This window comes from Spirosoma luteolum, assembly GCF_054778875.1.
The window spans coordinates 239,147-251,797 of sequence record NZ_BAAGZE010000003.1 but is presented as its reverse complement, the minus strand read 5'-3'; the positions used below and the strand labels follow the sequence as shown (position 1 = coordinate 251,797).

7 protein-coding genes are annotated in these 12,651 nt (G+C 60.9%); 1 reads left to right on the top strand and 6 read right to left on the bottom strand.

The genetic code is table 11. The features are described from left to right. Positions 1-4 precede the first annotated feature (4 nt). The gene (locus ACYVAC_RS03810) at positions 5-2,212 is read left to right on the top strand and encodes an alpha-galactosidase (protein ID WP_461096245.1); all 2,208 of its coding nucleotides are present in this window, start codon (positions 5-7) and stop codon (positions 2,210-2,212) included. On the opposite strand, the gene ACYVAC_RS03805 is transcribed toward ACYVAC_RS03810, so the two are convergent. From ACYVAC_RS03805 to ACYVAC_RS03780, 6 genes are all read right to left on the bottom strand, one after another. After that, the gene (locus ACYVAC_RS03805; RefSeq protein ID WP_461096244.1) at positions 2,209-3,990 is read right to left on the bottom strand and encodes a glycoside hydrolase family 9 protein; all 1,782 of its coding nucleotides are present in this window, start codon (positions 3,988-3,990) and stop codon (positions 2,209-2,211) included. The two genes, ACYVAC_RS03810 and ACYVAC_RS03805, sit on opposite strands and share 4 nt — an antisense overlap. A 120-nt stretch (positions 3,991-4,110) precedes the next feature. Beyond that, positions 4,111-6,147 (bottom strand): plastocyanin/azurin family copper-binding protein, encoded by a 2,037-nt coding sequence (locus ACYVAC_RS03800; RefSeq protein ID WP_461096243.1) that lies wholly within the window; start codon positions 6,145-6,147, stop codon positions 4,111-4,113. Between the two features lie 89 nt (positions 6,148-6,236). Next, a complete protein-coding gene (locus ACYVAC_RS03795; protein ID WP_461096242.1) occupies positions 6,237-8,000 on the bottom strand; it encodes a PA14 domain-containing protein in 1,764 nt (587 codons plus the stop codon). A 58-nt stretch (positions 8,001-8,058) separates the two neighbouring features. Next, positions 8,059-10,344: a GH92 family glycosyl hydrolase gene (locus ACYVAC_RS03790; RefSeq protein WP_461096241.1), complete on the bottom strand. Its 2,286-nt coding sequence runs from the start codon at positions 10,342-10,344 to the stop codon at positions 8,059-8,061. A 126-nt stretch (positions 10,345-10,470) separates the two neighbouring features. Beyond that, on the bottom strand, positions 10,471-11,049 hold the full coding sequence (locus tag ACYVAC_RS03785; RefSeq protein WP_461096240.1) for a LutC/YkgG family protein: 579 nt from the start codon (positions 11,047-11,049) through the stop codon (positions 10,471-10,473). Between the two features lie 197 nt (positions 11,050-11,246). After that, positions 11,247-12,632 carry a lactate utilization protein B gene (locus ACYVAC_RS03780; protein ID WP_461096239.1) on the bottom strand — a complete coding sequence of 462 codons (1,386 nt, stop codon included), beginning with the start codon at positions 12,630-12,632 and terminating at the stop codon, positions 11,247-11,249. Positions 12,633-12,651 lie beyond the last annotated feature (19 nt).

Below are 12,651 nucleotides of genomic sequence, written 5' to 3'. Positions count from 1 at the left end.
GTTTATGCCCCTCTTTTTACCTTTTGCTACCCGCATGCGTACCCTGCTCATCGTTTTGCTTCCGTTTATCAGCTTGTCGTTGTCCAGTGCCCAGGCGCCCGTGCTGATTCCCATCGAAACCGAACATACCGCGCTGGTACTGCGGGTCGAAGCCGACCAGACGGTACTGGTGGCGCACCTGGGCCAGCGGTTGCAAAATCCGGCCGAATACAGCCGGATACCGGTCAACGGCCGCAACCCCGACGGTTATACCGACGTGTTTCAGGCCGCCTACAGTACCAGCGGCACCCGCAACCTGCTCGAACCAGCCATCCAGGCTGTCCATGCCGATGGCAATCCCTCGCTGGAGCTGAAGTACGTGTCGCACGAAACCCGACCGGCAGGGGCGGGCGTAACGCTCACGACGGTGGTGCTCAAAGACCCCAACTACCCGTTTACGGTGACGCTGCACTACCGCGCCTACCGCAACGAAGATGTGCTAGAACAGTGGAGCGTGATTCGACATGCCGAAAAAGCGCCCGTTCGGCTGCAGAAATACCTGTCGGCCAATCTGTATCTGCCCGCCGAAAAATACTTCCTGACCCACTTTCACGGCGAGTGGGCCCAGGAAATGCGCCCGGAAGAAGTGGAACTGACGGCGGGCCTGAAGATTCTCGACTCGAAACTCGGCACTCGGGCCGATCTATTTCAGCCGCCCTCGTTTCTGTTGTCGCTCAACCAGCCCGCGCAGGAAGAAACGGGGGCCGTGATCGGCGGAAACCTATCGTGGTCGGGCAACTACCAGCTGGCGTTTGACGTCGATCCGCTGCATCACCTGCGCGTGCTGGCGGGCATAAACCCCTACGCGTCAGAGTATACCCTGGCGCCCAACCGCGACTTTACGACGCCCGCCTTTGTGTTCAGCTATTCGACGCAGGGCAAGGGGGGCGTTAGCCGCAACCTGCACCGCTGGGCCCGCAACCACCGGATCGCCCAGGGCAATGGCAACCGGCTGACCCTGCTCAACAACTGGGAGGCTACCTATTTCGATTTCGACGAAACCAAACTGGCCACCCTTATCGGCGATGCCAAAAAGCTCGGCGTCGATATGTTTCTGCTCGACGATGGCTGGTTCGGCAACAAGCACCCCCGCAACGGCGACACGGCCGGGCTGGGCGACTGGCAGGAAAACGTAAAGAAGCTGCCCAGCGGTCTCGGGTACCTGGTGAAGGCCGCCGACAAAACGGGTGTGAAGTTTGGCCTCTGGATTGAACCGGAAATGGTGAACCCGAAGAGCGAACTCTACGAAAAACATCCCGACTGGGTACTGCGGCAACCCAACCGACCCGAAACCTACTTCCGCCATCAGCTCGTACTCGACCTGTCGAATCCGCAGGTGCAGGATTTTGTGTACGGTATTGTGGATGGGCTGATGACCCGTAATCCGGGAATCGCTTACTTCAAGTGGGATTGCAACTCGGTTATCTTCAACGCCTATTCGGCCACCCTGCCCAACAAGCAAAACCTGTATGTCGATTACGTACAGGGGCTATACAAGGTGCTCGACCGGCTGCGGGCCAAGTACCCGAAGCTGCCCATGATGCTCTGTTCGGGGGGCGGGGGGCGCGTCGACTACGGCGCGCTGCAGTATTTCACCGAGTTCTGGCCCAGCGACAACACCGACCCGCTCGAACGCATTTTCATCCAGTGGAATTCGTCGTATTTCTTCCCCGCCATAGCTACCTGCAACCACGTAACCGACTGGGGTAAACAGCCGCTGAAATTCCGGACCGATGTGGCCATGATGGGTAAACTGGGCTACGATATCATCGTCAGTAAACTCACGCCCGACGAACTGGCGTTCAGCCAGCAGGCGCTGGCTACTTACAACCGGCTGAAACCGGTGATCTGGCAGGGCGATTTGTTCCGGCTCAAATCGCCTTATACCGGCAATCTGGCGTCGATGCTGTACGTAAGCGAGCAGCAGGACAAAGCCGTCTGGTTTTCGTACCTGACCGGCAACCGCTACCGGGCCGGCTCCACGGAGCCGGTGCGTCTGCAGGGGCTGAATCCGGCCAAAACGTACCGGATTCAGGAGCAGAATGTGATGCCGGGCGGCAAACCCATGGCCGAGGCCACTTATACGGGCGATTACCTGATGACCGTAGGCGTGAATCCGCAGATCAGCGACCGTCGTACGAGTGTGGTGCTGGAACTGACCCAGCTGCCCTAGGGCTTCAGCGTCCTGGCTGTACTTTGCTCGCGCTGGAGCGCTTCGAGCGCGGCCGTCAGGTACACCAGCGGGGCGTTCCAGTTGATGGCAATCTCGTTGGACGCATACGAACAGTCGGCATCCAGATATACCTCGTCGGCTACGGTAGTCGTGTAGCCCGCGCACTTGTCCTGCTGGGCGGCCCGGGCGTTGGTACCCCCCGACAACAAGCCCGGCACCGGCGCATCGACGCCGTCGGCAATGGAGGGGCGGTGGTGTGGGTGCAGGGTCGATTTAGTGCCAAACCCTGTCACGAATGAATACCCAACGGCGTTGCGACCCAGCAGGTAGTCCAGATTGGCGAGGGCGTAGCGCAGGTATTGCCTGCGATTGGGCGAACTGGTAAGCCGGTAGGCCTGAATCAGGGCAATGCCCTGGTTGGCGGCTTCGGCACTGCTACCCCAGATAAAATCAGCCGGGCGTTTGCCCATCACCGTGCCGAACGCCTGCCGGTCGACTCCCTGAATCAGCGAATCGGCCAGGGTAAGCAGGTGGCGTTTCACCTGCGGCAGGTTGCGCCGGCCAAGGGGCGTCAGGTTGTTGCCCGCCCGGGCCAGCGTATAGTAGGCCAGGGTGCGCACCTGCGACCAGGTAGGCAGGGGCGTTTTGTCGTTTGGAAACAGGTTAACGGCGTTGTAGTAGGCGTCGTCTTTGGTGGCCACGTACAGCTCAGCCGCAGCCCAGATCCACTCATCGCCGGCGTCTTTATCACCGTAGGTACCCGTTGTTATGTCGGGCTTGAAGCGTTTGTTGAGCGCGTCCTGATCATAAAGGGCATTGGGGTTTGCTTTGGCCCAAGTCCAGGCCTGCGTGGCAGCCGTCAGGCAGGAGTCGGCCAGGCCGGGCAGCTGACTATTGTAGGGTTTGAGTACCCGGCTGGCCTGCGCCATAACGGCCGCAAAATCGAGCGTAGCCGTCACGCTTTTCTGTACCACATACCGCACGTTGGGTGCCTTGTCGGGCATCACCATCCCGTCGAATTTGGCGTTGGTCAGTTTGTGGTACACACCCCCGTCGGCCGGGTCCTGCATGGTAAGCATCCAGCGCAGGTTCCAGAGGGTTTCGTCGAGCAGATCGGGCAGGGCGTTCTGCTGTTCGGGAATGTCGACGGTCAGGGTTTTGACGTAAGCCGGAAAGTCTTCACAGAGCGACAGCAGGGTTGATACCGTAATGCCCGAGTTGACAATGTATTTGTTGTAGTCGCCCGCGTCATACCAGCCCCGGGGCGACGAAATAACCGTACCGGCGGGCCGGCTGGCCGACGCGGCCGACGGGTGAATCTGGACCTGGGTATCGGGGTGCCCGGCGGCCCGGGCCCACTGGCCGGCGAGCGACGCCGGCAGCGCCGTCGACGCCCGCTGGTAGTAAAACCCTTTGATGGCACCTGCGGCCAGCGGCTTGTAGACATTGGCTTTGATCACAAAGGGATACGACTGCCCTTCGTCGGGAATCCGGATGGCGTAGGTGCCGGGTTTCTGGAAAGCCGAGAAGTCGGCCAGGTGGGTTGTTTTGCCCGATATGGGGTTGATGCGGGCATCGCCCAGGGTACCGGTGAAGACCACCCGGTTTGTTTCGGCCGTTACTACCTGAAACGCCCCCGTTTTGTCGCCGACGAGTACCGCGACCTTGGGGCCGTTGGGGTAGTAGCCAATTTGGTTGACTCGGATAGCCTCCGAGACGGACTGGGCATATGCCGTGGTGGCCAGGCCAGCCAGTAATGAGAAAAGAAACACTTTCATACGAGGAAGGAATAGACAAAAAAAGCTGTACCGACAAATCTGCCGGTACAGCCATACGTCACTGTAAATGGATTACTTCGTGTGCGCTCGGGGCGGCTGGGTTACAGCCCTGAACAGCCTTTACTTCACTACTTTGATCACCCCGCGCATGAGCGATGCATGGCCGGGGAAACTGCAGATATACTGGTACTCACCCGGCTCGGTGGGCGCCGTGAAGTAGATTGCTTCGGTGGTTTCGGGCTGCAGAATGTTGGTGTGGAAAACGACATTCGGGCTGTTCGGTACGTAGTTCAGCTTCGGCCCGTTCAGGTTCAGCCGCAGAGCCGCTTCGGCTACGGCGTCGGCCATGCCGGGCTTCGTGATCACGCAGTTGTGCAGCATGTCGTCGTTGTTGTTGAAAATCCACTTCACGCGGCTGCCCGCCTTTACTTCAACCTGCTCCATATCGAATTTCAACCCCGGTTTCGTGCCGATCGTGACGGTCTGGTCGGGGCCATTGGTCCAGTCGGCGGGTTGCTCGGTAATCCGCTTGGCCGCCGTCGATTTGCCGCCTTTGGCAACGGCTGCGCCCTTCGCGCCTTTGGTGGCTGGTGCTGCCGGACCTGCTTTGGTCGAGGCCATGGCGCTCATGTCGTGCACGTGTTTAGCCGGCGCGGCAATGGTCAGTTTCTCGCCCTGGGCAATGTTGTTGAGGGTGTAATACCCAACGGTATGCAGCAGCGGCAGACCGGTGGTCGATTTGACGCCCTCGGCTTTCAGCTCGTGGATGTACCCCAGCCGCAGCGTTGTGTCGACCACGATGCGGGCTTTCAACCCGTTGTCCGACACCACAATGCCCCGGATGGGCACGGCTTTGGCGTCTTCGATGGGGCTGCCGTAGGTGTTATGGTATTTGTAGGTGAAGCTGTTGAGGCTATACGACGCCGGATCGGCGGCCGTCTTTTTATCGGCCGGCAGCGTAAACTCAACCTCGAAGCCGTCGGGCATCGATCGGACGGCCTTCATCTCGAACGGCATCTTGCCCGTCCAGACCAGCCGCTGTACACCGTAAGGGGCTTTGCCTGTTGCCGACCAGCCCCGGCTGGTCATCCCCACGAACAGCGACCCATCGACACCCCACGCCATGCGCAGGATACCCGACTGAAAGCCCTCGCGGAACGGGAAACAAACGCCCTGCAGCTGCCCGCCTACCGTTTCGGTAAACACCCGCATCACTTTGCTGTGGCCCTGATCGCCCACAAACAGCTGTCCATCGAAGGGGCCGAAGCGGTTGGCGGTGGTGTCTTCGACAATGTCGGCCGTTGAGATACCCATGATCGTATGCGGAAACCAGACTACCGGGTTTTTCAGCGCCGGTACTTTCTTGGCCGCTTCGTAGAGGGGCTGTCCCGTGTTCGGAATATCTTCGGGTTTCAGTTTGAGCGGAGAGCCGGGCTCGCTGGTCCATTTCAGGCCCGCCGGGTTGCCGGCAAATGTGCCTTTGTCGAGCTGGGTAATACGGCCCGACCCGACCCAATCGCCCTGGTTTTCGGAGTACAGGATAGCGCCGTTGCGCAGCTGCGTAAAGCCCGACGGCGACCGCAGGCCCGTGGCCCAGGGGGTCAGTTCGCCCTTGTCGTTTAGTTTCATCATCCAGCCCCGCCACTTCGACAGGCTGGCGCCGTAGCCGATCCAGCCCAGATTGAGCGTCACAAGCATGTCGCCGTCGGGCAGGGGCACGGGGCCGTAGCTGTACTCGTGGTAGTTGCCGGCCAGCGGCCACTTCACCAGCGACTGATAATCGTCGGCCTTGCCATCGCCATCGGTATCGATCAGTTTGGTGACCTCACCGCGCTGGGTAGCCAGAATTTCGCCCCGGCGGTAGGCCAGGCCCAGTGGTTCGTGCAGACCCGATGCGAAGCGCTTGAACTGCGGCTGCCGGGTGCCCTGCATGTAGGGGTTGCTGATCATCCAGACCTCGCCCCGGCGCGTCGATACGCCCAGCCGCCCGTCGGGCAGCACGGCCATGCCCCCCACTTCCAGCAGTACGCCTTCGGGGATAGGCAGGGTAACCATGTGGTAATAATCGTCTTCGGTGAGCGGACGACCGGCTTTAGGTTGCGCCAGCAGTGTATAACTACACAGCAGCGACAGACAGAGTATGCTAAATCGGGTCATTGGTTGTGATTAGGTCTAAGGGTAGGCGGTTCAGGTGGCCGGGTGCGGAGACGGGTGCAGGGGTCGCTCGCGGGGCCAGCACCGCATGCCTACCAGATGTACGCGTATTGGATGGTGGTGTTGCCATTGCCCGAAACCGGCATCAGTAGTTCCTGCCTGCCGTTGCTGGTGCGCAGGGTGGCTTTCTGCTTCGGATCGAGCCGCACGTAGTAACGGTGGTCATCGATGGCGTACAGGCCTTTAGCTACTTCATCGATGGTTTGCCCCGTGGCCAGCCGGCAGTAGAGCGACCCGTTGCCCGAGCCACTCAGGGTAAGCGTGCGGTTCAGCGCCTTGCCATCGGTGGTGGGCAGCAGGGCGTCGGTTACGTCGATGTCGCGGTAACGGTAGCGCGTGGTGGGGTGGCCCTGCTGATCGAGTTTCAGACCCTTGTAGGTAAAATCGGTGGTCGCCATGGTGTCGGGCCAGGCCTGCTGGGCGTTGCTGAGCAGGGCCACCGCCGACTGCGGGGCCAGGCGCACGGGCGAACCCATGGGCTCGAGCAGCTGGGGTTCACCCCGCTCGTACCACATCTCGGTGGCGTCGGCAAAGTCACCACGCCACACCTGCAGCAGAGCGTCCTGGTTCAGATCGACCGTATAATGCAGGCCCGAGGGCGTGCCAACCGACAGACAGTGGGTCCGCTTTCTGGCTTCGCCCGGCAGCTGCACGAACGACCGGATCAGTACGGGCTCGTCGCGCACCGGCACGGCAATCGTGCCGACAGGGTCGGGCTCGGGCAGCGACGCGGGCGCGTGCAGGGTCTGAAACTTGGTGTCGGGGGCGGCAATGAAGAGGCCGAAACCCGGCCGGGGCCACGACCGGCCATAGAACAGTTTGATCGGGTGTTTGCCCGCGCTCAGGTTGATGCGGGCGGTATTCATCTTGCCCAGATCCTGGTAGGTATTGGCAATAACCGACTTGCCGTCGATATCGAGTCCGGCATAGCCACCGTTTTGAAGCGCGATGGTGTAGGTGCCGGCTTTGTCGACGGTCAGATCGCCGGTGTACACGATGGCGTGCCATCGCGGTTGCCCATACGATACCTCATACGACAGTGTCGATGTGGTATCTTCCTTGATCATCTTCAGATTCTTTAGTGCTTCGGGCGAGGTTGTTTCCGTTTTGGCCTCGTAGAACTGATAGCGCAGGTTGTTCAGGCTGGCGACCTTCCGGTCCGACACGAGCTGGTAGCCGATGTTGCGCACCGCTACGGTTCCGTTATTGACCTGTATGGCTACTGTGCCGGCTGCGGCCTGCGGCAGGTTGGGCAGCACCAGATTTTCCTGAATCAGCACGCCATTGAGCTTGAGTTGCGCCAGTACGGCGGGTTTACGACCCGATTCCATCAGCAATTCGACCTGCTGCCAGAGGCCGGGTGCCCGACCGGTACTGCGGGTGGGTAACTCGGCGGTACCAGTCGTTACGGTACCGATGGTGCGGGCGTTGACACCGGCGGTGCCCCAGTTGTCGGCGAGCCGGATGGGGGCACCGCTCACCAGCAGCTGCGCGTCGGCACCGGGCGAAAGCATCACCTCCATCAGCAGCCGCACATCGCGGGCGCCGGTCAGCAATGTCACGGGCTGCCCCGCGCTGCCTACGAGTACCGTGTTGCCCGATGTCGTTTTGGTGCCCGCATCCTGCGGGTTAACGAGTAGCGAACCGGCTGGTTTCCAGTTGCCGGGCAGTCCGGAGAGGGTAGCGGGCGTAAGGCGGGTGAGGGATTCATCCATCGACTGACCGTGGGCCAGCGCACACCAGAGCGTCAGGCCGGCCAACAGGGCCCGGCTAACAGGGTAACGGTTTAGGAACATAAGAGCTTGGCAAGGAGAAAAGGCCTGACCCATGACGGGCTAAGGTCACTCAAATTTACTACTTTTTAGGGGTTTCGTACCCGGCTGCCGGTCTATTTCCCATGGTCAGCACCAGGGTGCCGCCCTGCCGGATGGTCTGGTGCGTAAGCGTCTGCCCGTCAACTGGTTTGCCGTTGAGCGTTGCCGACTGCACATAGACGTGCTGCGGACTGTTGAAGCGGGTTTCGATGCGGAAAGGCCGCCCGCCCGGCGATTGAATTGTGATCCGGTCGAAAACGGGGCTGCCCAGTACATAGTCGGGGGTGCCGGGGCACACCGGGTACAGCCCCGCCATACTGAATACCAGCCAGGCCGACATTTGGCCCCCATCTTCATTGCCACTCAGACCACCGGGGCTGCCGTCGTATTCGTCGTAGATCAGCTGCCGTACGCGGGCCTGGGTTTTGTGGGGGCTGCCCGCCAGCGCGTAGAGGTAGGCAATCTGGTTATTGGGTTCGTTGCCGTGCCAGTAGTGCCCGCCGTTGAACAGGGTATCGAGTTTGGCCACGAAAGCGACGGGACCACCCACGGCGCTGATGAGGCCGGGCATGTCCTGCGGCACAAAAAACGTGTACTGCGCCGGCGACCCTTCGGTGATAAACGATGCCCGCAGGGCAAAGGGGTCGAACGGAGCCATCCAGCGGCCATCGGTGTAGCGCCCGCGGACATAGCGGGTGCTGGGGTCGAGCACGTTGCGGTACCACTGCGCCCGCTCCCGCAGCTGTCTGGCATCGTCGGTCTGACCGAGCGCGGTGGCCAGCTGGCTCAGGCAGAAATCGTCGTAGGCATATTCGAGGGTGCGCGATACCTGCTCCCGCTTGTGAAACGCCTGCCAGACCGAATCTTCAAGCGGAATATAGCGATGGGTCAGGTAGGATGCGAGCGCCCGGCGACCCTGCCCGTTGGCATAACTGCGGGCATCGGTGTTGACGGTGAAAGCATTTTTGCGCAGGTATCGGTAGGCAGTTGGTATGTCGAAATTACGTACGCCCTTCACGTAGGCATCGGCCATCACCGACAAAGCATGGTCGCCCACCATGGCTGCGGTGTATGTATTCCAGCACGGAAAAATGGGCATCCAGCCGCCCTGTTCGGCTTTCTTCACCAGCGACTGCATCATATCGCCGGAGCGGGCCGGATCGACCAGGTTGAGCAGCGGATGAACGCCCCGGAAGGTGTCCCAGAGGTTGTAGTCGCAGTAGTAGGTGAAGCCATCGGCCCGGTGCGTGGTCGTGTCGTCGGCAAAGCCGGGGTAGCGGCCATCGACGTCCGAAAAAATGCGGGGCGTCAGCCGGGTGCGGTAGAGGGCCGAGTAAAAGAGCGCTTTGTCGGATTCGCGGCCGTCCACCGTCAGCTTGCCCAGTTCCTGATTCCAGGCCGCTTCGGTTTGCCGGCGCTGGCGGGCCAGATCGAAATCCGGAATCTCGGCCCGGAGATTTTGCCGGGCCCCGTCGAGGCTGACGAACGACGTGCCGACGCGCACCCGCACGACCTGCCCCGGCCGAAGCTGCCAGCTCACATACGCACCGGTTGCTTCCCGGCGTCCCTGCCCGCGAACGCTGCGCCGACCGGGGGTGATGGTGGTATCCTGCCACGTACCCGACACGGTGAAGGGCGTGTCGAACTGCACCACAAAATATCCGCTGAAGCCGGCCGGCTGCCCCGCGCCCTGGTAGATCCGGTGGACCGGATTATAGCCCACCACTTCCTGCCGGGCGGAGTCGATAGCCAGAAAGCCCTGTCCTTCGTCGCTGTTGGCTTCGATCAGCATATGACTGCTGCCCCCGCGCCCAAACGTAAACTGCAGCAGGCCCGCCCGGGTATGGCCCGTCAGTTCGGCCTGAATGGCGTAGTCGGTCAGGGTGGTGCGGTAGTAGGCCGGCGTGGCCACTTCCTGCTGGTGCGAATACGCCGAGCCGCGGGCGTTCGGACGCACGCGCAGAGGCCCGGCCAGCGGCATGAGTGTCACGCTGCCATAGTCCTGCACGCAGCTCCCATTCATCCAGTGACTCCCCCGAAAGCCGTTGATTCTGGGGTCGTTATAATAATAGGGCGGTATACACTTGATTTCGGTGGCCTGCGTCTGGGGTGTCCAGTTGGTCATGGCGTGGGGCCGACCCACCATCGGCACGGTCTGGCCTTTCAGTTCGCTGCCGGCTTCGCTGTGGCGCAGGGCCGTTGGGGTACGGCTGGGTGCCGACCCGATCAGGGTATTGACGTAGGAAACGGGGGCACGCTGGGCCTGGGCCGTGAGCTGAACGAGCAGCAGGGTAGCCAGGCTGGGCAAACGGATCAATCGGGGCATAGGAACGTATAACTTGCCCGGAAAAGCAGTCACCCTGGCATCGCTACTACTACGAATCCACTGCCGACCGACACGGGCACGCTGTCTGAACGGCGCCGACGGGCTCATTTCCGGGCGAACTGGCGCCTAGGGCAGCAGAAAGACGGTCATGGTTTTAGAGCCATGCGCCCCAATCACCAGCGACTGTTCGATATCGGCTGTTTTGGAAGGGCCGGCAATGAAGGTGCCAAACCCCGTATCGAGGTCGATGCGGCCGTAGGCCTCATGCATGGTCGCCACGAGGTCTTTTTCGTAGACCACTGCCACCACATTGAGTGTAATGAAAGGCAGGGCACGAATACTCAGGGCCGTTTCATCGAACCAGATGCAGGCGTTTTCGGCTACGGCTGTCAGGCCCTGCAGCACCACCAGATTCAGATCGTCGAGCAGGCGCAGATTGTCGGTGGGGGTGAAGTTGCTCAGATCGAGGCCGGAAACGTGGCTCAGCGTCGGCAGAGTCAGGTCATACTCCGACGCGATCTGCGCCCGGACGGCTTCCAGCGAAGGGGTCCGTACGCCAATGCCTCCGTTGGAAGCCACCGTTTTCAGAAACGTATCGACCACATCGGCAGGAGCAATGTACGAGGGAAACCCGATGGTTTCGGGAAGCGGATGCAGTTCGGGCTTACCTTGCCGAATGGCAGACAGGATTTGTTCGCGTGACACGGAGGGAGGGGGGAGTGAGTTTGTGGTTTTCAGTTTTAAGTTTTTAGTATTCAGGTTTCAGCACGGGTAAGGATTGTGGATGAGACAACTGAGTCTACAGGCTATACGCTCAATATGGAAAAATGCTGTAAACCGTGTACGGAAAACCATATACTGAATACCGTATACCGAAAGCTGTATACCGAAAACCGTACTACTTATTTCTTTTCCTGCGCTGCGTACCAGTCGCGGAAGCTTTGGGCGGGGGGCGTGGGCATATCGCGGTGAATGGCCCAGGGGTTCAGCCGGCGGTTGTTGGCCAGCGACGGAAACTGCTTCATCAGCCAGCGACCCGTACGACCGGCAAAGCGGTACAGCGCCGGGTGGCTGAACAGTACATCCATACCCGCCATGCCCATCTTTTTGGTCGGCTCCACCGCCCCCGCTTCGCCCAGCACCTGTCGCCACTTATAGAGCTGCTGGTGGATGTCGATCTTGACCGGACACACATTGGTGCACGACCCGCAAAGCGTAGACGCAAAGGGCAGGTCGGCGTATTCCTTCATGTCGATGTTGGGCGCCAGAATCGAGCCGATGGGGCCGGCAATGGCCGAGTGGTAGCTATGCCCTCCGCTGCGCCGGTACACGGGGCAGGTGTTCATACAGGCGCCACACCGAATGCATTTGAGCGAGTTGCGGAAGTCGGGGCTGGCCAGCTGCCGGGTGCGCCCATTGTCGACCAGTACGAGGTGCATGGCCTGACCGGGGGCGGGACGCCGGAAATGACTGTTGTAGGTGGTAGTGGGCTGGCCGGTGGCCGAGCGGGCCAGCAGGCGCAGGAAAACGCCCAGGTGCTGCCCCTTCGGAATCACTTTCTCGATGCCCATGCAGGCGATGTGTACCTTGGCCAGATGCGCGCCCAGATCGGCGTTGCCTTCGTTGGTGCAGACCACAAAACCCCCCGTTTCGGCAATGGCAAAGTTGACGCCCGTAATGGCTACGTCGGCCAGCAGAAACTTTTGCCGCAGGTGAATTCGGGCGGCTTCGGTCAGGTATTGCGGGTCGGTGGCGCCGGCGTCGGTGCCGAGGTGCTTATGAAACAGATCGCCGATGTGGCTCTTTTTGAGGTGAATGGCCGGCAGCACGATGTGGCTGGGGGGCTCATTACGCAGCTGCACGATCCGCTCGCCCAGGTCGGTGTCGATCACGTCGATGCCGTGTTCGATCAGGTAGGGGTTGAGGTGGCACTCCTCCGTCAGCATCGACTTGCTTTTGACCACCTGCGTGGCGTTGTGCTGTTGCATGATGCCCAGCACGATCCGGTTATGTTCGTCGGCATCGGCGGCCCAGTGCACGGTGATGCCGTTTTTCCGGGCGTTGGCTTCCAGCTCCGTCAGGTACTCATCGAGCCGCGAGAGCGTATGAAATTTGATCTGCGACGCCTGTTCGCGCAGGTCTTCCCACTCGGGCAGCGTCTGGGCGGCCCGGTCACGTTTGCTGCGTACAAACCACAGCGTTTCGTTGTGCCAGTCGGTGTTGGCTTCGTCCTGCAGAAAAGCCGCAGCGGCTTCGGCATGACGGGGCGGAGTGAGGGTTTTTTCCATAACGAATCGGGTTGGAGTG